The 21,377-nt window shown below is 75.7% G+C and carries 14 protein-coding genes; 2 read left to right on the top strand and 12 right to left on the bottom strand.

What is annotated here, in order from left to right:
• Nucleotides 1-58: 58 nt before the first annotated feature.
• From LC193_RS01400 to LC193_RS01420, 5 genes are all read right to left on the bottom strand, one after another.
• Nucleotides 59-886 carry a DUF881 domain-containing protein gene (locus LC193_RS01400; protein ID WP_226070532.1) on the bottom strand — a complete coding sequence of 276 codons (828 nt, stop codon included), beginning with the start codon at nt 884-886 and terminating at the stop codon, nt 59-61.
• Between the two features lie 4 nt (nt 887-890).
• Complete coding sequence (locus tag LC193_RS01405; RefSeq protein ID WP_086161673.1) at nt 891-1,223, bottom strand: small basic family protein; 333 nt, start codon at nt 1,221-1,223, stop codon at nt 891-893.
• Nucleotides 1,220-2,104, bottom strand: coding sequence for a DUF881 domain-containing protein (locus LC193_RS01410; protein WP_226070533.1), 885 nt, complete (start codon nt 2,102-2,104; stop codon nt 1,220-1,222). Before LC193_RS01410 ends, LC193_RS01405 begins: the two co-directional genes overlap by 4 nt.
• Before the next feature lie 64 nt (nt 2,105-2,168).
• On the bottom strand, nt 2,169-4,664 hold the full coding sequence (locus tag LC193_RS01415; RefSeq protein ID WP_226070535.1) for a mannose-1-phosphate guanyltransferase: 2,496 nt from the start codon (nt 4,662-4,664) through the stop codon (nt 2,169-2,171).
• A gap of 135 nt (nt 4,665-4,799) precedes the next feature.
• Entirely contained in the window at nt 4,800-5,408 is a 609-nt protein-coding gene (locus LC193_RS01420) for a CDP-alcohol phosphatidyltransferase family protein (protein ID WP_226070544.1), read from the bottom strand.
• 178 nt (nt 5,409-5,586) lie between these two features.
• Here LC193_RS01420 and ptsP point away from each other — a divergent pair, with 178 nt between their 5' ends.
• Entirely contained in the window at nt 5,587-7,272 is a 1,686-nt protein-coding gene (ptsP, locus tag LC193_RS01425) for a phosphoenolpyruvate--protein phosphotransferase (RefSeq protein ID WP_226070546.1), read from the top strand.
• Between the two features lie 20 nt (nt 7,273-7,292).
• On the opposite strand, the gene LC193_RS01430 is transcribed toward ptsP, so the two are convergent.
• From LC193_RS01430 to LC193_RS01445, 4 genes are all read right to left on the bottom strand, one after another.
• Nucleotides 7,293-8,249 (bottom strand): hypothetical protein, encoded by a 957-nt coding sequence (locus tag LC193_RS01430; protein WP_226070548.1) that lies wholly within the window; start codon nt 8,247-8,249, stop codon nt 7,293-7,295.
• A 32-nt stretch (nt 8,250-8,281) separates the two neighbouring features.
• Nucleotides 8,282-10,315 (bottom strand): acetoacetate--CoA ligase, encoded by a 2,034-nt coding sequence (locus LC193_RS01435; RefSeq protein WP_226078437.1) that lies wholly within the window; start codon nt 10,313-10,315, stop codon nt 8,282-8,284.
• Between the two features lie 309 nt (nt 10,316-10,624).
• Nucleotides 10,625-11,080, bottom strand: coding sequence for a roadblock/LC7 domain-containing protein (locus LC193_RS01440; RefSeq protein ID WP_226070550.1), 456 nt, complete (start codon nt 11,078-11,080; stop codon nt 10,625-10,627).
• Between the two features lie 28 nt (nt 11,081-11,108).
• Nucleotides 11,109-13,655: a nitrate- and nitrite sensing domain-containing protein gene (locus LC193_RS01445; RefSeq protein ID WP_226070552.1), complete on the bottom strand. Its 2,547-nt coding sequence runs from the start codon at nt 13,653-13,655 to the stop codon at nt 11,109-11,111.
• Nucleotides 13,656-13,874: 219 nt separating this feature from the next.
• Here LC193_RS01445 and LC193_RS01450 point away from each other — a divergent pair, with 219 nt between their 5' ends.
• Nucleotides 13,875-14,156: a hypothetical protein gene (locus LC193_RS01450; protein ID WP_226070554.1), complete on the top strand. Its 282-nt coding sequence runs from the start codon at nt 13,875-13,877 to the stop codon at nt 14,154-14,156.
• Between the two features lie 63 nt (nt 14,157-14,219).
• Here the strand turns inward: LC193_RS01450 and LC193_RS01455 are convergent, their stop codons facing one another.
• From LC193_RS01455 to LC193_RS01465, 3 genes are read right to left on the bottom strand one after another with little or no spacing between them, the layout of a single operon-like run.
• The gene (locus LC193_RS01455; protein WP_226070556.1) at nt 14,220-18,887 is read right to left on the bottom strand and encodes a hypothetical protein; all 4,668 of its coding nucleotides are present in this window, start codon (nt 18,885-18,887) and stop codon (nt 14,220-14,222) included.
• 47 nt (nt 18,888-18,934) lie between these two features.
• A complete protein-coding gene (locus tag LC193_RS01460; RefSeq protein ID WP_226070565.1) occupies nt 18,935-19,801 on the bottom strand; it encodes a hypothetical protein in 867 nt (288 codons plus the stop codon).
• Nucleotides 19,798-21,375 (bottom strand): hypothetical protein, encoded by a 1,578-nt coding sequence (locus LC193_RS01465; RefSeq protein WP_226070567.1) that lies wholly within the window; start codon nt 21,373-21,375, stop codon nt 19,798-19,800. Before LC193_RS01465 ends, LC193_RS01460 begins: the two co-directional genes overlap by 4 nt.
• Between the last annotated feature and the right edge of the window lie 2 nt (nt 21,376-21,377).

Raw genomic sequence — 21,377 nt, forward strand, 5'->3', positions numbered from 1 at the left:
TTCAGTTTCCCTCACCGAGTGCCACGAAGGCGTGGCAGCCCCCGCGGCCCCGGACGCCTCATGGTGACGACTGAGCGTAGTCAGGCTGCTCCGCCGATCGCAAGGCGTCCACAACGATCATCTCCAGCCGCTCGACGGACACCTCCGCCCGCTGATTCTCCAGGGACTGCACCACACCCCCGGGGATGTTCAGCGCCGGCTCCAAATCCTGCGGGCGCCCGATGGCACGGACCAGGAAGGGCGCGCGCACGGGCCGACCGTCGATCAGGACGCCCCCGTTCTCGTCGGCGAAAAAGGTCTCCGCGACGATGCGGACGTCATTGATCTGCATGGCCTCGGCCCCCGCGGCACGCAGTTCCTGCACCGTGTCGAGCAGCATATCCGCCTCGACCGCGCTCAGGGGATCGTCGATGCGCAGCGTGATGCCGGGGCCCTCGGCCGCCACGGTCCCGGCCAGGACGCCGAGCTGGCGCTCGCGTTCCTCCGTCTGCCGCCGCGCCTCCTCGGCCCGGTCCGAGCTGGTCTCCAGTTCCGTGCGCTGCCGGCTGAGCCCGTCGCGCTCCTCCTCAAGGCGCGCCGTGCGGTCCTCCAGGTCGCTGAGGATGCGCACCAGGTCCTCCTGGCGCGCGCCGCGCAGGGCGGTCTCCTCGCTGCCCGTCGCGCGGACCTGGATCGCCAGCCCGAGACCGAGGACGAACAGCAGGACGGCGGCGACCAGCTGCCCGCGGGTCGCGCGCGGCGGCCAGAGCCCCGCGAGCAGCGCGCGGCGCCCCGTGGGCCGCGCGGGGGCCTCTCCGGCCGCCCCCTGGCCCGCGGGGGCCCCGTCCGGCGCAGGGCCAGGACGCCTCTGCCCGGCCTCCTCGGCCGGCCGCGCGTCGTCGGTCACCGGGTCACGCCCCGAAGACGTGCCGGCGGATCGCGGCGGCGTTGGAGAAGATGCGGATGCCGAGCACCACGACGACGCCCGTGGACAGCTGGGCGCCGACCCCGAGCTTGTCGCCGAGGAAGACGATCAGCGCGGCCACGGTGACGTTCGAGAGGAACGACACGACGAACACCTTGTCGTCGAAGACCCCGTCGAGCATGGCGCGCAGTCCCCCGAACACCGCGTCGAGCGCGGCGACCACGGCGATGGGCAGGTAGGGCTCGACCCCGGTGGGCACGACCGGCCGGGTGAGCACCCCGACGAGGATGCCGAGGGCCAGTCCGAGGACGGCGATCACGGGGTCGCTCCTTCGTGCGTCGAGGCGGCCGGCCGGGCCGTGCGCGTGGACAGGCCGGACGCGGCGGACAGCCTGAGTTCGTCGTGGACGGTGGTGGCGGAACGGATGCCGAAGTCCTCCCGCAGCGCCTCCAGGTAACGGCCTTCCGCGGTGGCGGAGAACGCCGCCGCCAGCTCGTCGCCCGGGCCCACGGCGAGCAGCGTGTAGGGCGGCACCAGCGGCCGGTTGTCGACGAGAACGGCCTCGCCCGCGGCCCGGATGGCGGAAACGGCCGTCAGCCGCCTGTCGTTGACCGAGACGGCCTCGGCGCCCGCCCGCCACAGGCCGTTGACGAGGCGTTGCAGGTCGCGGTCGCGCACGCGGCCCGTGTCGGCGAAACTCCCGTCGCGCGGCCCGCCGACCGCGGACCCGGTGGCGTCCTCCGCGTCGTCCACGACGAGTTCGATGCCGGGGCCCGTGACGGCGGTGGTGCCGGCCAGGAGCGCGGCCAGCTCGCCGTCCGGCGACCCCGCGTCGCCCGCGGCGTCGCGCTGCGCCGCGTCGATACCGGCCCGCAGCGCGTCGACCTCGGCCTGGAGCGCGTCGAGTTCCGCCGTGCCGGCCTCGACACGGGTGAGCAGCTCCTCCCGCTCCCTGGCGAGCACCGGCTCCGCCTCGCGCGCCTGCGCGGCCCCGAGGGTGACCACCGCGGCGGCCAGGGCGAGGCCGCCGGCCAGCCAGAGTCTGGCGCGCAGTGTGCGCGGCAGCTCCGGCCGTCCGGCGGCCCGCCGGCCGGCCGCCGCCTGGGCGTACCCCTCGTCGAGGGTGTGGCTCATGACGGCGGTCAGCAGCGACATGGAGGCGTCGGGGCGCGCGCCGGAGCCGGGCTCCTGCTGGGGCATGGCCCACATGGTCGCACGCGCCGCCGGCAGGCCGGAACGCGGCCTGCCGGCGGGGCCGTTCCGCTCAGCGGTCGGCGCTGTCCACCACGCCCGACCAGGTGTCGAGCAGTTCCTGGGCGGCGGCGTCGTCCGGGCCCTCGGCCCACAGGTGGGTGACGGCCTCCGCGGGGTCGGGCAGCACCAGGACCCACCGCCCGTCCGCCTCGACGACGCGGACGCCGTCGGTGGTGTCCACGGTGCGGTCGCCCGCCGCCTCGACGACGCGGCGCATGACCAGCCCCTTGACGGCCCACGGGGTGGCCACGTCCCGGCGGAGCACATGGGCGCGCGGGATGCGGGCGTCGATCTGGCTGAGGGACAGCTGGGTGCGGGCCACCAGCGCGATCAGCCGGGTGAAGGCCGCGGTGGCGTCGAAGACGGAGGAGAACTCGGGGACGATGAAGCCGCCCCGGCCGTCCCCGCCGAACACCGAGCCCTCCTTGTGCGCGACCCGGGTCAGGTCGTCGGGCGACGTGGTGGTCCACTCGACCTGCGTGCCGTGGTAGGCGGCGACCTGCTCCGCGATGCGCGTGGTGGTGACGGGCAGGGCCACCCGGCCGCTGCGGCGCTCGGCGGCGATGAGGTCGAGCATGACGAGCAGCGCGCGCTGGTCCTCGATGATGCGGCCCTGCTCGTCGACCAGGGCCAGACGTTCGCCGACCGGGTCGAAGCGGACCCCGAAGGCGGCGCGGGCGGAGGCCACGATCTCGCCGAGGCGGACGAGTCCGGCCCGCCTGGCCTCCGCGGTCTCGGTCGGCCTCGCCTCGTCGAGGCCGGGGTTGATGGTGAGGGCGTCGACGCCGAGGCGGCCGAGCAGGCTCGGCAGCACGAGCCCGGCGCTGCCGTTGGCCGCGTCCACGACGACCTTGAGGCCGGACTCGGCGACGCCCGTGGTGTCCACGGCGCGCAGCACGGAACCGGTGTACGCGTCGAAGACGCTGGCGGGGAAGCGCAGGTCGCCGATCTCGCCGGGGAAGGCGCGGCGGTACTCCTGGCGTGCGTAGACCCGGTCGAGCTTGCGCTGCCTGGCCTGGGAGAGGTCGGCGCCGCGCTCGTCGAAGAACATGATGTCGACGGAGTCGGGGACGCCGGGAGTGGTGCGGATCATGACGCCGCCCGCGCTGCCGCGCGCGGTCTGCTGGCGGGCGACGGGCAGCGGCACGTTCTCCAGGTCCCGCACGTCGATCGCGCTGGCCTGGAGCGCCGAGATGACCGCGCGCTTCAGGGCGCGGGCACCGCGGGAGTGGTCGCGCGCGGTGGTGACCGTGGACCCCTTCTTGAGGGTGGTGGCGTAGGCGCTGGCGAGCCGGACGGCGAGCTCCGGGGTGATCTCGACGTTGAGGATGCCGGAGACGCCGCGCGCGCCGAACAGGTTCGCCTGGCCGCGTGCCTCCCAGATGACCGAGGTGTTGACGAAGGCGCCGGCCTCCACGGTCTTGAACGGGTAGACGCGCACGTTGCCCTGGACGATGGACTCCTCGCCGACGAGGCACTCGTCGCCGATGACGGCGCCGTCCTCGATGCGGGCGGCGCGCATCACGTCGGTGTTCTTGCCGACCACGCAGCCGCGGAGGTTGGTCTGCGGGCCGATGTACACGTTGTCGTGGACGACGGCCCGATGCAGGAACGCGTCGGACTTGACCACGACGTTGGAGCCGATGACGGTGTGCTCGCGGATCTCGGCGCCCGCCTCGATCTTGGCGTAGTCGCCGACGTAGAGCGGCCCCCTGAGCTTCGCGTCGGGGTGCACCTCCGCGCCCTCCGCGATCCATACGCCCGGGGAGATCTCGAACCCGTCGATGTCGACGTCGACCTTCCCCTCCAGCACGTCGGCCTGGGCCTTGACGTAGCTCTCGTGGGTGCCGACGTCCTCCCAGTAGCCCTCGGCGACGTAGCCGTAGACGGGCTTGCCCTCCTTCATGAGGCGCGGGAACACGTCTCCCGACCAGTCGACCGGGACGTCGGGATCGACGTAGTCGAAGACCTCGGGCTCCATCACGTAGATACCGGTGTTGACAGTGTCGGAGAACACCTGTCCCCACGTGGGCTTTTCGAGGAAACGGTCGACCCGGCCGTCCTCACCCACGATGGTGATGCCGAACTCCAGCGGATTGGGCACCCGGGTCAGGCAGACCGTGACGAGGGCGCCGCGTTCCCTGTGGTAGCGGATGAGTTCGGTCAGGTCGAAGTCGGTGAGCGCGTCACCTGAAATCACCAGAAAGGAGTCGTCCTTGAGGGCGTCCTCGGCATTCTTCACACTTCCGGCCGTGCCCAGGGGCTTCTCTTCATGCGCATAGGTGAGATCCATCCCGAGTTCCTCGCCGTCACCGAAGTAGTTCTTCACGAGTGAGGCGAGGAATTGCACGGTGACCACGGTCTCCGTGAGCCCGTGCCGCTTCAGCAGCCGGAGCACATGCTCCATGATCGGGCGGTTGGCCACGGGCAGCAGGGGCTTGGGCATGCTCGCGGTCATCGGGCGAAGCCGGGTGCCTTCGCCACCAGCCATTACGACGGCCTTCATATCGGAAGTGTCCTCCTTGGGGAGTCGACAGTCACTCCGACTGCGCCCGTCTGGAGGGGCCCGGGCCCGGGGTGGCTCCCCGGAAAGCTGCGGCACATGCGGGCGCCAGGCCCCTGCGACGCTGCCAGGGCGAGCTCAGTCGGCCGTGGGATCCGCCGTAAGGAGCCGGCGGACCTGGACCACGTAAAGGACTCCTGCCCACCAGTACAGCGCTGTACCCCAGCCGGCGAACGCCCATCCGAAAATAGCAGCGAGGGACGCGAGCCAGCCACCACCGTCGCTGAGCAGCAGCAACGGGAACGCGTACATCAGGTTGAGGGTCGCCGCCTTGCCCAGGAAGTTCACCTGTGGGGGTGCATAACCGTGCCGGTTCAGTCGCCACACCGTCACCAGCAGCATCAGCTCGCGGGCCAGCAGAAGGGCCGTGAGCCACAGCGGGAGGATGTCGCGCCAGGTGAGGCCCACGAGGGTGGAGAGGATGTAGAGGCGGTCGGCCGCCGGGTCGAGGATGCGGCCGAGGGCGCTGACCTGGTTCCACCGGCGGGCCAGTTTGCCGTCGAGGTAGTCGCTGACACCGCTGAAGGCCAGGACGAGCAGCGCCCAGCCGTCCAGGTTGGGGCCGTCGAACACCGGCGAGAGCACCAGCCACAGGAACACGGGGACGCCGAGCAGGCGCGCCATGCTCAGGAGGTTGGGAATGGTGAAGACCCGGTCCGTCTGCTGTTCCGTCTCCTGGGCCGCCACCCGGACGCCTCCTGATCGAACTGTCATGCCGGCCCTCGCACCGCCGGGCGGCTCTGTGGGGTCCGACCTTACCGGCCTGCCGGCGCGGGGCGCCGGGCGGGCCGACCGCCGCTCAACGCGCCGATGGCATACGCTTTCCGGTGGTTTGCCGTCCGTGGAACGCGACAAGGCGGGTGAGATGGGGACCAGGCTGCGAGGCGTCGGCGTCAGCCACGGAGTGGCCATCGGCGAGGTCAGGCACATGGGCACGGCGGTGCTCGAACCGCCGGCCGGGGCGACGGCCGCGGCCGACGTGCCGCGGGAGGTGGGCCGGGCCAGGCGGGCGGCCGAGGCCGTGGCCGCCGACCTCGTGGCCCGCGGCACCCTCGCCGGCGGGGAGGCCCAGGCCGTCCTCGAAGCGCAGGCGCTGATGGCGCGCGACCCGGAGCTGCTGGCCGACATGGAACGGCGGGTCGGCGTGGGGGCCACCGCCGAGCAGGCGGTCTCGGACGCGTTCGCGGTGTACCGGGCGCTGCTGTCGGGGGCCGGGGACTACCTGGCCGGGCGGGTGGCCGACCTCGACGACGTGCGCAACCGGATCGTGGCGCGGCTGCTCGGCGTTCCCGTGCCGGGAGTGCCGGACAGCGAGGAACCGTACGTGCTGATCGCCCGGGACCTCGCCCCCGCGGACACCGCGCTGCTCGATCCCACGCTGGTGCTCGGGTTCATCACCGAGGAAGGGGGCCCGACCAGCCACAGCGCGATCCTCGCCCGTTCGCTCGGGGTGCCCGCGGTGGTCGGGCTCGCGGGCGCGCGGGACCTCGCGGAGGGCGCGGTCGTCGCCGTGGACGGCAGCACGGGCGAGGTGGTGGTCGATCCGAGCGCCGAGGAGCGGGCCGCGCTGGCGAAGGCCGCCGCGGGGCGCCGTGCGGCGGTCGCCGCCGCCACAGGACCTGGCGCGACCTCCGACGGCCACCGGGTGCCGCTGCTCGCCAACGTGGGCGGGCCCGACGACGTGGCCGCCGCGATGGCGGCCGGCGCCGAGGGCGTGGGGCTGTTCCGCACGGAGGTGCTGTTCTTCGAGCGCGCGAAGGACCTCGGGGCCGGGCAGGGCCCGTCCGAGGAGGAGCAGGTGGCCGCCTACCGGCGGGTCCTCGAAGCGTTCCCCGAGGGACGCGTGGTGGTGCGGGTGCTCGACGCGGGCGCGGACAAGCCGCTGCCCTTCCTCACGGCCGACGACGAGCCCAACCCCGCGCTCGGTGTGCGCGGGTTGCGCGCGCTGCTCGCCCGGCCCGAGGTGCTCGGCACCCAGTTGCGCGCGCTGGCCCGTGCCGCCGCGGGGCTGCCGGTCCACCTGGAGGTCATGGCGCCGATGGTGGCCGACCGCGCGGACGCCAGGGCGTTCGCCGACGCCTGCCGGGCGGCCGGTCTCGACGCGAGGTACGGGGCGATGGTGGAGATCCCGGCCGCCGCCCTGCGCGCCCGCGCCCTGCTCCAGGAGGTCGAGTTCCTCTCGCTCGGGACCAACGACCTGGCCCAGTACGCCTTCGCCGCCGACCGGCAGGCCGGCGCGCTCGCACGCCACCAGGACCCCTGGCAGCCCGCTCTCCTCGACCTGGTGGCGCTGGCCGCGGACGCCGCGAAGGCCGAGGGCAGCAGCTGCGGGGTGTGCGGCGAGGCAGCCGCGGATCCGCTGCTCGCCTGCGTCCTCACCGGCCTCGGAGTCACCAGTCTCTCGATGGCGGCGGCGGCCATCCCCCACGTGCGCGCCGCGCTGGCCCGGCACACCCTGGCGCAGTGCGAGCGGGCCGCCGCGGCGGCCCGGGCGGCCGACAGCGCGGCGCAGGCCCGCGCCGCGGCCCAGGCCGTGCTGTCCGGGGAGTGACCGCGCCGCCGCCGCGCGGGTCAGTCCCCTGGGCAGTCGCGGTGCGGCAGCTCATCGGCGGCGCGGTAGGCGACCCCGGGCTCCGGTGGCACGGGCTCGCCGGTGCGCACGTCGGTGCAGTACGCGGCGAACACCTCGCCCTCGCTCAGGGCCCGCAGCCGGCCGCCGCGCAGGCTCCAGCCCCGCACCTCCTCGCCCGGCCCCGCCGGCTCCCCCCGCCGCCCCGGCGCCGCCCGTTCCTCCCGGTCCCAGGACGGGCCCCCGACGGCCCCGGCCGGTACCGAGCGCAGCACCAGGCCGCCGGGCTCGCCGGTGGCCAGGCCGACGGCCACCAGCGTGCACAGGACCAGGGCGTCGGGCTCCGCCATGTCGAGCGCTCCGCCGGCCCCGCGCTCCACGTGCAGGGCCGCGGTCAGCGGACCGCTGGGGACGAGCAGGCTGCACACCAGGTGGTGCACGCCGGGGCCGGCCCGCTCCGTCACGGCGGCGAGCAGTCCGGCGGCCCGCTGGAACGCGCACCGGGAGTACGGGGCGTCGCAGGCCGGGCAGGAACCGGCCGCAGCGAGCAGGTCCGTGCCCGTCTCCCAGGTCTCCCAGCGCAGGTGCTCGGCGAGCAGCACCGGCATCAGGCGGGCGATCGGCTGGCCCTCGTAGGGGACCGTGGCCCCGCGCGCGGCGACCTCGGCCGTGTATCTGGCGCGGCTGGCCTGGCTGTCCGCCGCCAGGCCCTCGCGCGCGCAGAACTCCGCGAAGCCTTCCGGGTCGAACAGCGCGACGCTGGTGTGCCCGTGGCGCTCCGCCAGGGAGCGCAGCAGCAGCTCCGTCTGCCGCAGGTAGCCCGCGTGGTCGGTGAAGCGGAAGGTCGCGTAGCGGCGCATCGCGGCGAATCCGCCGGCGTCCGCGATGACCGCGACCGTCCCGGCCGACTCGCGCAGGAAACGGTCGGCGCGCCGGGCGCGCCGGGTGGTGGGTGCCATGGTGTCCCCCTCAACGGATCGGAAGATCTTGGCTACCCAGAGTAGTCATCGTCACTGACAGTGGCGCGTTCGTGGGCCATTCGTTCGAAGTGCCTGAGCAGGTCGGGGTCGTCGACGGACCCGGTGTTGGCCGCGCGCTCCAGCGGCACCCCCTGGAACAGCCGCTTGACCGGCACTTCGAGCCGCTTGCCGGTCAGGGTGTGCGGCACGCCCGGGACCTCGACGATGTCGTCGGGCACATGCCGGGGCGAGAGGGCCTCGCGGATCGTCCGCCGCACCCTCTCCCGCAGCGCCTCGTCGAGCACGGCGTCCCCCGCGAGCCGGACGAACAGCGGCATCCAGTAGCCACCGCCGGGCTCCTCCACGCCGATGACCAGCGACTCGGCGATCTCCGGCAGCCGCTCCACGACCTCGTAGATGTCGGCGGACCCCATCCGCACCCCCTGCCGGTTGAGCGTGGAGTCGGAACGCCCGTGGATGACGACCGTGCCCCGCGAGGTCACGGTCGTCCAGTCCCCGTGCCGCCACACGCCGGGGAACATCGAGAAGTAGCTCTCCCGGTACCTGGAGCCGTCGGGGTCGTTCCAGAAGCCGACGGGCATCGACGGCATCGGCGTGGTGACCACCAGCTCCCCGACCTCGTCCACCAGCGACCGCCCGTCCGGGCCGAAGGCCCGCAGGTCCGTGCCGAGGCAGGGAGCCTGGAGCTCACCGGTCCACACCGGGAGCGTCGGCACCGCCCCCGCGAAGCAGCTGCACACGTCGGTGCCGCCGCTGACCGAGGCGATCCACAACCCGGCCCCCGCCTCCTCGTGCAGCCAGCGGAACCCGTCGGGCGGCAGCGGCGAGCCCGTGGTGGCCACGCACCGGGTCGCCGAGAGGTCGAAGTCGCGCCCCGGGTGGACATCCGCCTTGGCGCACGCCATGACGTAGGCGGCCGAGGTGCCGAAGAGCGTGGCGCGGCTGCGTTCCGCCACCCGCCACTGCGCCGCCGTGTCCGGGTGCCCCGGGCTCCCGTCGTAGAGCACCGCGGTCGCGCCGGTCAGCAGCGCGGAGACCAGGAAGTTCCACATCATCCAGCCGGTCGAGGTGTACCAGAACATCCGGTCCCCCGGCCCCAGATCGCAGTGCAGGCCGAGCTGCTTGAGGTGTTCGAGCAGGATGCCGCCCTGCGACTGCACGATCGCCTTGGGCAGTCCTGTGGTGCCCGAGGAGTACAGCACCCACAGCGGATGGCCGAACGGGACGTGTGTGAACTCCGGTTCGGCCCCCGGCGCGGTGAGCGCGTCCCACTCCAGCGCCCCGCGCGGAGCCGCCGTACCGAGCAGCGGCACGTGCACCACGGCGCGCAACGAGGGCAGCCCGGCCCGCAGTTCCGCCACCGCGCCGGTGCGGTCGTGCGCCCGGCCGGCGTAGCGGTAGCCGTCGGCGGCGAACAGCACGACGGGCTCGACCTGCTGGAAGCGGTCCAGGACGCTGCGGGCCCCGAAGTCGGGCGCGCACGAGGTCCACACCGCGCCGACGGCCGCGCTGGCGAGCAGCGCGACGACGGCCTCGGGCACGTTCGGCAGGTAGCCGCTGACCCGATCGCCCGGCCGCACGCCCATGTCCCGCAGCGCGGCGGCCAGGGAGCCGACGCGCGCGCGCAGCGCGGACCAGGTGACGGCCTCGGGCCGGTGCTCCTCGTCGACCCGCAGCAGGGCCGGTTCCTGCGCGCGCGGCGAGCCCGGCTCGCCGGCGCGCAGCGCGTGCTCGGCGTAGTTGAGGGTGGCGCCGGTGAACCAGCGGGCGCCCGGCAGCGCCGGATCGGTCAGCACGGAGCTGTAGGGGGTGGCGAAGCGCACGTCGAACCATTCCGCGACGGCCTGCCAGAACGCCCCCAGCTCGGTGACCGACCAGTGGTGCAGCGCCGCGTAGTCCCCCGCCGGGTCCGCGGGCAGCGGGGCCGGCGCGCCGTGGCGCCCGGCGGCGAACGCGTGGAACCGCGTGAGCCGCGCCTCGGCCACCCGGCCGGGGTCTGGCCGCCACAGGGGCTGCGGCTCGGCGGCGTTCGGCGCGTCGTACATGGCAGTCATCGTCGGCTCCCGGCGGGTACGCGTGGCACGGCTCGCCCGCCCGCTGCGCGCGGTACGGACGGTCTGGACGATGCCAGGTCACCGGCGCGGACACCAGGGCGGCGACGCCCGGGAGCGCGTGCCCACCGCCGGTCGCGGGGCCCGCGCGGAGGACGACGGGCGGCCCGGAGCCACCCCCGTCGGTCCCGGGCCGCCACCGTCATCGCGAGCGACGCGGCGGGCCCGCACGGCGGTTCGCCGCCGGGCGGCGTTGTCACCGGTTCGGGACATCCGCGCGCCGCGGCGGTGAGGGCTCGGCCGTCAGCCGGGGGCGCCCGGCAGGCCGCGCGGCGCGGTGGCGAGCAGGGGGCCGACCCGCTTCACGAGCAGCGCCATCTCGTAGGCGACCTGCCCGATGTCGGCGTCGGACTCGGCGAACACGGCCAGCGCGCTGCCCGCGCCGGCCGCGGTCACCAGGAGGAACGCGTCGTCCAGCTCCACCAGGGTCTGGCGGGTGCCGCCGGTCTTGAAGTGCCGGCCGACGCCCCTGGCGAGGCTGTGGAAACTGGAGGCCATGGCCGCCAGTTGTTCTCCGTCCTCCCTGCCGAGGGCCCGGGAGGCGCCCCGTGGGAGGCCGTCCGCGGCGAGCACGAGCGCGTGCCGGACGGCGGGCACCCGCTCGACCAGCTCGTCGAGGAGTCTGCCGATCTGGGTGCTGTCCTGCGCGGTGCCGCGAAACGGGGTGCCGCCGTGAGCCGCGGACTCGGGTGCGGTCATCGGTCCTGCCTAACGCTGGTCTGACTGCTTACACTTCCGGTTCCGGCGGGGCCTGGCCCCGGCCGGGGTCGCTCTCCTGCCGCCCCCGCCGCCAGCCGCGCTGGAGGGCCGCCATGCGCGTGCGTACCTCCTCGGCGTCGAGGTCGGGAACGGCATCGCCGCCCCCGGTACCGGGTGCGCCGGGGGCGTCACCCGGCTCGCCCGGCACGGGCCGGTCGCCGCCGCCGGCCGCGGGGCCCGCCGGTCCTGCCCGCCGGACGCGGCGCGGCAGTCCCGAGCCCGTCGTCGTGGCCCGGGGGGCCCGCCGTTCCTCGGGCGGGCCGGCGACGGTGCGGCCGTGGTCGCTGATCAGCACGGGCGCGCCCTCGCGCCGGGGCGGTCGCGGCGCGGGCGGCGGGTGACCCGCCCCGTGGCCCTGGTCGCGGGTCTGCTCGCCGGTCCGCTCACGGGCGCGTTCGTGGTCGCGTTCGTGGGCCGGGCCCCACGTGCTGCCGCCGCCGGGGTCCCAGCCGGGCCGGAGGCCGTCGGTCTCGTCGGCGGAACGGACGTGCGGCTGCCCGGTGAACGCGTCCTCGGCGGCGCCCATCCCGTCCGCCGGGCCCACCGGGGCCTCCAGCTCGACCGGGCCGTCCACCGGGCCGTCGAGCAGCGCCGGCCGGCCCGGGGCGTACGGCAGCGGGTCGCGTTCCTCGGGCTCATCGGCGGTCTCCGTGAGAAGTTCGCCGGGTATGAGGGTGACCGCGGTGGTGCCGCCGTAGGGCGACTCGCGCAGCGAGACCCGGATGCCGTGGCGCTCGGCGAGGCGGGAGACGACGTGCAGGCCGAGCCGGTCGGTGCCGGACAGTTCGAAGTCCGGGACGCTGGCGAGCTGTTCGTTGGCCTCGCGCAGGGCGTCCGCCGTCATCCCGAGGCCGCGGTCGTGTATCTCGATCGTGAAGCCGTGCGGCACCCGTTCGCCCGTCACCTGCACGGCCGTGTGCGGCGGCGAGAACACGGTCGCGTTCTCCAGCAGTTCTGCGACGAGGTGCACGAGGTCGGCCACCGCGCCGCCGGCCACGGTGAACGACGGCAGGCGGTGGATCTCGACACGCTCGTAGTCCTCCACCTCGTCGACGGCCGCGCGTATGACGTCCATCAGCTGCTCGGGCTTGCGCCACTGCCGCGCCGGGGCAGCGCCCGACAGGATGACCAGCCCTTCCGCGTGCCGCCGCATGCGTGCCGCGAGGTGGCCGAGCCGGTGGAGGTCGGCGAGGTCCTCGCTGCCGGCGGTGCGCCGTTCGAGCCCGTCCAGCAGGTTGAGCTGCCGGTGCAGCAGCACCTGGTGGCGCCGGGCGAGGTTGACGAACACCTCCGACACGCCGCGCCGGGTCCGCACGCGCTCCACCGTGGCGGACACCGCCTCGCGTTGCAGCGTGTTCAGGGCGCGGCCGACGCGGCCCAGTTCGTCGTCGCCGTAGTCGAGCCGCGGCGCCTCGGTCTCCACGTCGACGTGCTCCCCGGCGGCGAGACGGCGTTTGACGCCCGGCAGGCGCAACTCGGCCGCGTCCCCCGCCTGTCGCGACAGCGTCCGCAGGTCGCGGGCCAGGCCGCGGCCGGCCCTGAGGGCGATGGTCGCGGACGCGACGACGGCGAGCAGCCCGAGCCCGGCGAGGGCGGCCCGGACGAGGACCGAGTCGACGTCGGGGTCGAGCCGGGCGCCGTAGCGGTCCCTCGCCTCGGCCAGCAGGGTGCCGAGCTGCTCCTGGGCGTCGCCGCCGATCTGCTCCCACTGGCCGGCCCTGACCACGGCGAGCCGGCCGTCGAGCACGCTCTCCTCCGTCGAGGTCAGGAGGCCGCCGGTGCCGCTCTCCCAGAAGCTCGCGTGGGCCTGCCGGTCCTCAAGCGGCAGGTCGGGCAGGTAGGTCTCGTGCACCAGGTTCCGCTGGGCGATCAGGTCGCCCAGGGCCCGCAGTTCGTCCGGGGCGATCTGACCGGCCGCGAGGGCGCCTGCGATGAGCGCGTCGGCCCGGGAGAGCAGCTCGCGCGCCTCTGCCAGGCCGACGACGGCCCGCGCCTGCCGGCTCAGATCCGTGTCGTCGACCGGCTGGAGCACGGCGAGGAGGCCGTGCAGGGGGTCGGCCAGGCGGCCGTAGCCGTCCAGCGCGCCCGGGCGGGACAGCGTGCTGTTGCGCACCTGGTCCCGCAGTTGCTCGACGCCGTCGAGCGTGGCCAGCAGGGTGTCGAGCCGGTCCCCCGCGACCTCGCTCAGGTCGTCCCCGACGTCCTCGGCGCGCTGCCGCAGCCGGTCGACGGCCGCGTCGGTCGCGTCCTGCGTCTCGGTGAGCCGGCTCAGCGCGTCGGCCCGGCGCGGGTCGGCCACGTGCACCAGCGTCTGCCTGCGTTCGCGCTGCAAGGACAGCGTGACGTCCTCGGCCGGTCCCGCCAGCGCCTCGGCGGCGTCCCTGGCCGCGGTCACCTCGCGGGCCTCCGGCACGGTGATCGCCGTCGCGAACGCCCATACCGACACCAGGGAAAGCAGCGGAACGAGAGTCAGCGCCCCTATCTTCCGTCGGATCGACTTGCCGCGAAAGCGCATGCCCTCCCCTTGGTTCCCGGCGGTCCGGTGGTGGCCGACACGGTCCGGCAGCGCGAGCCTACTACCGGTCGGTGACGCGGTCGGCGGACATCGTGGAACCGGGCCGGAGTTGACGCGCGGAGCGCACCATCCTCGCCCGTCACGACCGGGCACGCAAGGCGTTCTACCATGTACGCAGAGACATGTCCGTGCATCTCATCACGCAGGAGCCGAGGCGGCGTGTACGCGAAACCCCGCATGCCGGACCCCGTGCGCGCCTCCGCCGTGCGCGCCGTCATCATCATCGCGCTGACGCTCACCCAGGTCGTGGTGGTGCTGCTGTGCACGCTCGCCGGGTCCTGGCTGGCCTTCCCCATGACGCTCTCGTCGATCGGGAGCACGTTCGTCGCGACGTGGGCGGTCCTCGACATCTGGGTCACGCGCCAGTCCTGGATCCAGCGCAACGGCGTGGTGTCGGAGCCGAGCAGTGTGGCCAGGCGCAGGCTGCTGCGGCGGCGTTGAGCGCGCCGGCGCACGCCGGGTGCCCTCCCGGCGTGCGCGGGGACCTCTCCCGGCGCGCGACGCTCAGTCCTGCGCGCCGGAGGCGGACCTGGGGCGGCGGAAGACACGCGTCGCGGTGATCTCTCCGTGCACGGGCTCGGCCTCCGGGTCCTGGCGCGGCAGTCCGGGGCGCAAGTGCTCCTCGACGCTGATGTACTTCAGCCCGGCCCGCAGGTCCGCGTCGTTGCGCAGGCGGATCACCAGAGGGAACTCGGCCAGCGCCGTGGTGTCGAACAGGCCGGTGGTGTACAGCAGTTGCACGCCCAGTGCGTCGGCGACCGCGCGTTGCAGTTCGAGCAGGTAGGTGGCGTTGGCGCGGCCGATGGGGTTGTCGAGGAACAGGGTGCCCGCGTGCCGGTGCCGGTCCCTGCCCCGGTCGTTGCCTCGCAGGGCGGCCATCGTGCAGTAGAGGGCGATGGCGGCGGTGAGCAGCTGCCCGCCGGAGAACACGTCGCCCATCTGCCCCACGGGAACGCGCTCGGCCCGCAGCACCGCGTCCGGTTTGAGGATCTCCACCGTCACCCCGCGCGGGCCGAGCGCGGCGTGCACCCCGCGCAGCAGCAGCGACATGCCGTCGCGGCGCAGATCGGAGTTCTTCCGCACGGCGGCGCGCGTCGTCTCGTCCACGACCTCGCCCAGCCGCTCGGCCAGGGTCGCCTGGTCCGGGTCGTCGAAGCGGATGCGCAGGAACTCCTGGCCCGACCACTCGCCGAGCCCCTCGGGCAGCCGGGAGAGGCGCTGCGCGGAGCGCAGGGTGTCGAGCGAGGACTCCACCAGGCCGCGCAGCCGGTCGACGATGCCGCCCCGGTTGCGTTCCAACTGCTCAAGCTCGTCGGTGAGGACCCGCAGCCTGGGCTCGAACGCCTCGGCCCACGCGGCGGCGTGGGCGGGGAGCGCCGCCGCGGGCAGCTCCCTGATCTGCTGCCGCGCGGGGGTGCGGACCTGCTCGAAGCGGGTCGCGTTGGCGTGCCTGACCAGGCGGTCCGCCGCCTCGCGGACGGCTGCCTCCGCGGTGGCCAGGTCGGCGGCGCGCGAGCGCAGCGCGCGCCGGGCCTCCGTCGCGGCGTCGCGGGCCTCGGCCGGGGTGCCCGGGTAGGGCTCGGCCTCGTCCTGCGCCGGGCCGGCCTCCGGGTACTCGCCGGCCGCCTGGCCCGGCGGCGGGTCGCGCAGCAGGTCCCGCAGGAGCGCGGCCGTCTCCTCGAACGCGCCGGCCGCGTCCTGCGCGGCACGGTGGCCGCCGACCAGCTCCTCGTGGGCGGTGCGGGCGGCGTCGAGCGCGTCCTCGTGCGCGCTCAGCTCGGCCGTCGCGGTGCGCAGCAGTTCGCGGGCCGCGTCGGCGTCCGCGGGCACCAGGCCGTCCGGCAGGTCGACGTGGGCGTCCCCGTCCGCGGGCGCCAGGCGCTCGGCCTCGCCGCGCAGCCGGCCCAGGCGCTCGCTGGCCGCGGCGGCCCGGGTCTCAAGCAGCTGGACCAGGGCCTCGGCGCGGGCCGCCGCCGCCTGCCGCGAGGGCCCGTCCGCGCCTTCCTGGCCGTCCAGGAGGCGCGCCGCGCGGGTCCTGACCTTGTTGCTGAGGCGGTCGAGTGCCGCCAGCGCGCCGCTCTCGTCGCCCTCGGCCCTGGCCTGCTCCGCGCGCAGGTCGGCGCCGACGCCGACCTTCTCGTACAGCTGGGATGCCGAACGGTACGCCTCCCGCAGGGCGGGCAGCGACGGCCTGCGCCCGCCGGCGGGCTCCGCTCCGCCCGAGTCCTCCGAGGTCTCAGGGGCACCCTGCACCTCGGCCCGTTCGGCGCGCAGGGCCCTGGCGGTGCGGCGCGCGTCGTCCGCGGCGCGCTGGACCGCCCTGCGGTCCTCGTCGGCGGCCCGTGCCCGGTCGAGCAGCTCGGCCGCGCGGGCGTCGGCCTCGGAGGCGTCGGCCGCCAGCTCCCTGAGCCGGGACTGCCAGCGGTCGCGCTCGCGCAGCCGGAAGGCGAGACCGGCCAGCGCGTCGGCGGACCTGCGGGCGCGCTGCGCCGCCTCCTGCCGCTCGTCGCGGACGCGGGCCGCCTCGGCGGCGGTCTCCTCCGCGGCGGCGCGCTCCGCGGCCGTGGCCGCGAGGTGGCGGCGGGCCTCGTCGGCGGCCGCGGTGGCCGCCTCGGCCGCAGCGGCCAGGTCGGCCAGGCGCCCGGCGGGGCAGCCCGCGCGCCAGGAGGCCAGCCGCGCGGCGAGCGTCCTGTCCTCGGCGAGCCGGGCGGCGAGCGCGCGGATGTCGGCGTCGCGGGCCGTGGCGCGTTCCCGCAGGGCGTGCCGTTCCGCGTCGGCGGCGCTCTCGTCGTGCATGGCCGGGTTGGGCGGTACGAGGAAGACGCCGCTGTCCCGGCCGCCGGGCGGCGGGGTGGGCGCGAGCAGGGCGGCTGCCGTGCCCACGGCGACCGCGGAGCGCGGCAGCAGGGCCGCGCCGGCGAGCACGTCGCGGGCGCGGGCGTGGCTGTCCGGGTCGGTGATGATCACGCCGTCGACCAGTTCGGGGCGGGCGGCGAGCACGGTCGCGTGGTCGGCCGGGTCGACCGCCTGCGCCAGATAGCGCCAGCCCGGCAGCGCGGGAACGCCGTGCTCGCCCAGGAACTCGACCGTCGCGGTGACGTCGGGTCCTGGCGGCAGCAGACCGCCGTCACCGAGCGCGCCCAGGATTCGTGAGTCGTCGGCGGCGGCGGTGCGCAGGTCGAACAGGCGGCGTTCCGCCGTCGCGACCGCCTCGTCGAGCTGCTCCCCGAGCGTGTCGGCCAGCCGGTCGAGATCCTCGGCCGTCGGCCCGCGGTCCCGCCCCTCCTGGTGGGCGTCCGCCGGCCCCGGCAGGCCGAGCAGCGCCGCCAGCCGCGGCTCGGCGGCCAGGGCGGCGGCCGTCCGGCGCTCGGCGGCGTGGGCGGCGCCGGCGGCGTCCGCCGCGTCGGCGGCCCTGGCCGCCGCGAGCTCGGCGCGGGCGTGCTCGGCGGTCGCCTCGCGGGCCCGCTCGGCGGCGCGGGTGGCGGCTTCCCTGGCCGCCTCCCAGGCGGCGACCGCGGTCTGCTCGGCGTCGCTCGCCGCGAGGGCGGCGCGCGCGGGGTCGGAGTGCCGGGCGCCGTCGCGGCCCGGCGCCGGGGGTTCGAGCCAGCCGGCCCTGACGGCCTGTTCCGTCTCCTGTTCGACTTCGGCGAGCCGCTGCCGCAGGTGCTCGGCCTCGCTGCGGGCGCGCTGCGCCTCGGTGGCGGCGGCGGTGGCGTCGCGGTGCGCGGTCTCGGCCTCGGTCTGGAGGGCGCCGGCGCGCTCCTCGTGCGCGGTGGCCGCCGCTTCCCCCTCGTCGGCCGCCGCGTGCAGGGCCCGCACCAGGGCGGCGGCGGCCCGGCCGCGGGCGGCGAGCGCGGGGGCGGCGTCCCGTTCCGCCTCGCGGATGGCCGCGGCGACGCGGGCGGAGCGGTCGGCGGCGGCGCGGTGCGCGAGCACGGTCTCGGCCGCCTGCCAGGCGGCGTGCAGGGTGCGGGCGTCGCTCAGCTCGCGGCGCTGCGCCGCCCCGGCCTTCTCGGCGGCGGCGAGGGCGAGCGAGGCGTGCCGGTAGGCCAGCTCGGCCGCGGTGGCCGAGGCGTGCCGCCTGGCCTCCTCGGCGCGGGCCACACCGGCCGCCGCGTCGGTGACGCGGCCGGCCAGTTCCGCGGCCCGGCCGCGCTCAAGCGCGCCGCGGGCCGCGAGCCGCTGGGCGAGGGCCCGGGCGCGGTTCCCGGCCGCGGTGTGCACCGCGCGGGCCGACTCCCGCGCGTCGGCGGCCTCCGCGATGCGGGCCAGCAGGTCGAGCGAGCCGGCGGTGAAGTCCCGTTCCGCGGTCAGTTCGGCGCGGCGGCCCAGCTTGTGCGCGAAGCCGTGCACCAGATCGGCCAGGCCGTCGGTGTCGCGGGTGTCGGTGACGGCGCGCAGCAGCAGGTCGGTGAAGTCCGCGTCGTTCTTCACGGCGAACAGGCCCGCGGCCTCGCCCTCGTCGGCGTTCATCTCGCGCTGGTAGCGGAACAGTTCGGGGTCGAGCCCGAGCCTGCCCAGGTGGTCGACCCAGCGTTCGTGCACCTCCTCCCACACCAGGTCGAGGTTGGGGTACGCCTTGGCCGTCTCGGTGAGGACGTCGCGGAAGCCCTTCATGGTGCGGCGCCTGCCCCTGGCGCCCGAGCTGCCGTCGTCCGCTGCGCGCGGGCGCAGCGCGGTGGACTCGGCGACGGGCAGGGAGTCCAGGCTCATGCCGGGTCCCGGGCGGAACGAGTACCAGGCCTCGGCGAACTTGCGCGGGTCCGCCGAGACCTGCCGGCCGCGCCACTCGCTGACCTTGCCGACCACGACGGTCTCGCCGGTGACGGTGTGCTGCCACTCCAGGGCGACGTGTCCGCAGTCGTCGGCGAGGAGGAACTTGCGCAGCACGCCGGAGCTCGCGCCGCCGAGCGTGTTGCGGTGCCCCGGCAGCATGACGGAGAAGATCAGCTTGAGCAGCACGGACTTGCCCCCGCCGTTCTCCAGGAAGAGCACGCCGGCCGGGGCGGGGCGGCGGGGCGGCCCGGTGGGCTCCTCCTCGAAGAAGTCGGCCTGGGCGGGAGCGGGACTCGGCACCGGGGCGCCGACCCCCCGCAGGTCGAGCACGGTGTCGGCGTAGCGGGCGCCGGCCGGTCCGATGGAGTAGAGGCGGATCCGGGACAGCTCGTACATGGTGGTCTTCCGGTGGGCTTCGGCTCGGGATGGCGGGCGGGCGCGGGTCAGCGGTGGAAGGGCAGTCCTGCCCCGTCCACGAGGTCGAGGTCGCTGTCCTCGGTGGGCGGCAGCAGGCTGCCGGCCCCGTCGTCGACGGGCACGACGCCGAGGGCCAGCAGCTCGGTCATGGCACTGCCCGCGGCCATGTCCCGGACCTGGAGCTGGTAGCGGGCCGTGGTGCGGTAGGTGCCGCCCGCGTCGTCCCCGGTGCGCTGGAGGAAGCCGGAGTCGGCGAGGAACGCGACCGCCTTGCCGACGATGCCCGTGGTGGAACCGGCGAGCCTGCGGGCGTCCTTGGTCGCCCCGGTGGCGCTGCGGCGGGCGTACACGCGCCACGCGGCTTCGAGGCCGGGCGCGTCGGACGGCGGGTCGGTGTTGTCGTCCTGCTCGGCGGCGCGCTCGGCCAGGCGGCGGCACGCCTGTCGGACGAACGCCTCGACGCCGTTGACGGTGATCCGGCCGAGGTAGGCGTCGTCCGCCAGGTCGGCGGGGCGCGGGAAGGCGAGGGCGGCGACGGCGAGGTGGGCCAGGCCGTGCAGGAAGCGGTCGGCGGGGTCGGCGGTGGCGCGGCGGGCGTACTCGCCCATGCGGACGGCGAAGACCGAGTCCTCGGCGGCGGCCACGGCCATGCCGGCCCTGGGCGACACCTCAAGGACGACGAGGCCGAGCCCGGTGGCGACGCCGTCGGCGAGCCGGGCGAAGGCGGGCTCCTCCTGGTAGCGGCGCAGGAGTGCGGCGTATTCGGCGTCGCGGGCCGGCGCGAGCTTGGGCTGGAGGCCGAAGGAGACGAGCCGGGCGGCGTCGGCGGCGTCCGCGGGCGTGGGCGGCCCGGCGGGGCGCGCCTCGTGCTGGGGGGCTGCGGTGTCGGTCACGGTGCCTCCTCCTTCGTGGGCTCGGCGGGTGCGGGCGGCTCGGCGGGTGCGGGGGGTGCGGAGAGCCCGGGAGGCTCGGGGGGCGCGGGGGGCGGCGGTGCGGACGGCGGCCCGAGCAGCGCGGTGCCGACGATCAGGTCGGCGCCGCCGAAGTCGGGGTCGTCGAGCGGCGTTCCGTCGTCCACCGCGAACAGCAGCCGCCGCTCGCCCTGCCGGTGCGCGGTGCCGACCGGCGGGCTGGCCGCGTGGACCGCGAGCAGGGCGACGAGGTGGGGCAGGTCCGGGTCGGCGCGCCGGGCCTCCGCGAGGAGTCCCGACAGGCGCCGCGGCGCGTCCTCCGGCAGGTGGAGCAGGCCGAGGGCGGCGCCGAGCTGCTCCTCGGTGAACCTGCTGTCGTCCGGGGTGGCGACCAGGTCGGGCTCGGGCAGCTCGGCGCCCAGGTGCTCGCGCGGCGGCGGCGGGGTCAGCAGCAGCTCGACGAGGTCGGCGAGGCGTACCGCCGCGGGCGGGCGGGGCCCTGTGCCCCGGGCGAAGAAGGCGTCGGTCACGCGGGTGGCCCGCTCAAGCGGCAGCGGCAGCAGCGGGGCGAGCAGCTGGCCGTACAGGTCGGTGCCGGCCCGGGCGGCCGGCGGCCGGAACGCCTGCCTGTCCTGCTCGGCCCTGAACAGCGGGCCGGCTTCGAGCAGCCGGGTCTGGAGCTGGGTGTGGCGCCGGATGCAGTCCTTGACGATGTCGACCAGCTCGGCCGCGCGCAGCTTGTGGCCGGTCTCGACGGCCTCGTCCCTGGCCCTGCGGATGTTGGTGAGGATCGCGTTCTCGTGGCGGTAGCGGTCGCCGATGTGGTCGAGCGCCTCGGCGATCATGTCGGGGACCGTGCGCAGCCAGTCGACGGCCCGTACGTCGCGCCGGGTGGCCTCCAGCGTGCGGCGCAGCGTCTCGGCGTACTGGACGGTGCGGTACCTGGCCTGCTCGGCGGCGAGTTGGGCGTCGGCGAGCCGGCCGCGGCTGATCAGGACCTCCAGCTTCACCTCGGCGGCGATCTGGGCGCTGGTGACGTCGGTGTCGAGCGCGCCGACGAGCACGTTGACCGCCTCGTCGGTGGTGCGCAGGTAGACGCCGCCGCCCGGTCCCGGCACCTCCTCGATGAGCTTGAAGTCGTAGTCCCTGCGGACGTAGGCGCCGTCGGGGCCGAAGGTGCCGTAGACGGCGCGGAACCCGCGGTCGACGCTGCCGACGTTGATGAGGTTGTCCAAGACCCAGCGGGCCACGCGCTCGTGCTCGGCGGCGGGGCGGCGGGGTGCCTGCGCCGCGACGCGGGGCAGCAGCCGGGTCACGATCTCCTCGTGGTCGGCCCCGGTGTCGAAGTCCATGCTGAGGGTGACCAGGTCGATCGCGGCCAGCGCGACCTCGGCCATCGCGTAGGTGCCGTACTCGCCCGCGAGGTTGGCCTTGCGGGCGTCGAGGTCGTGCAGGGGGGCGGTGCAGGCGAGGGCGCGGAGCCTGCGGGCGAGCCCCTCGTCCGCCGCGGGTCCCGGAGCGGGCCGCGGGCCTGGGGCCTGGGCGGATACGGTCACGG

It is taken from the genome of Streptomyces marincola (assembly GCF_020410765.1).
GTDB lineage: Bacteria > Actinomycetota > Actinomycetes > Streptomycetales > Streptomycetaceae > Streptomyces > Streptomyces marincola.

Excerpts from the sequence above, each read along its gene's own strand:
- LC193_RS01410 (WP_226070533.1), bottom strand. The coding sequence starts at position 2,104 with ATGCCCCAGCAGGAGCCCGGCTCCGGCGCGCGCCCCGACGCCTCCATG.
- LC193_RS01415 (WP_226070535.1), bottom strand. The coding sequence starts at position 4,664 with ATGAAGGCCGTCGTAATGGCTGGTGGCGAAGGCACCCGGCTTCGCCCG.
- ptsP (WP_226070546.1), top strand. The coding sequence starts at position 5,587 with ATGGGGACCAGGCTGCGAGGCGTCGGCGTCAGCCACGGAGTGGCCATC.
- LC193_RS01430 (WP_226070548.1), bottom strand. The coding sequence starts at position 8,249 with ATGGCACCCACCACCCGGCGCGCCCGGCGCGCCGACCGTTTCCTGCGC.
- LC193_RS01435 (WP_226078437.1), bottom strand. The coding sequence starts at position 10,315 with ATGTACGACGCGCCGAACGCCGCCGAGCCGCAGCCCCTGTGGCGGCCA.
- LC193_RS01440 (WP_226070550.1), bottom strand. The coding sequence starts at position 11,080 with ATGACCGCACCCGAGTCCGCGGCTCACGGCGGCACCCCGTTTCGCGGC.
- LC193_RS01445 (WP_226070552.1), bottom strand. The coding sequence starts at position 13,655 with ATGCGCTTTCGCGGCAAGTCGATCCGACGGAAGATAGGGGCGCTGACT.
- LC193_RS01455 (WP_226070556.1), bottom strand. The coding sequence starts at position 18,887 with ATGTACGAGCTGTCCCGGATCCGCCTCTACTCCATCGGACCGGCCGGC.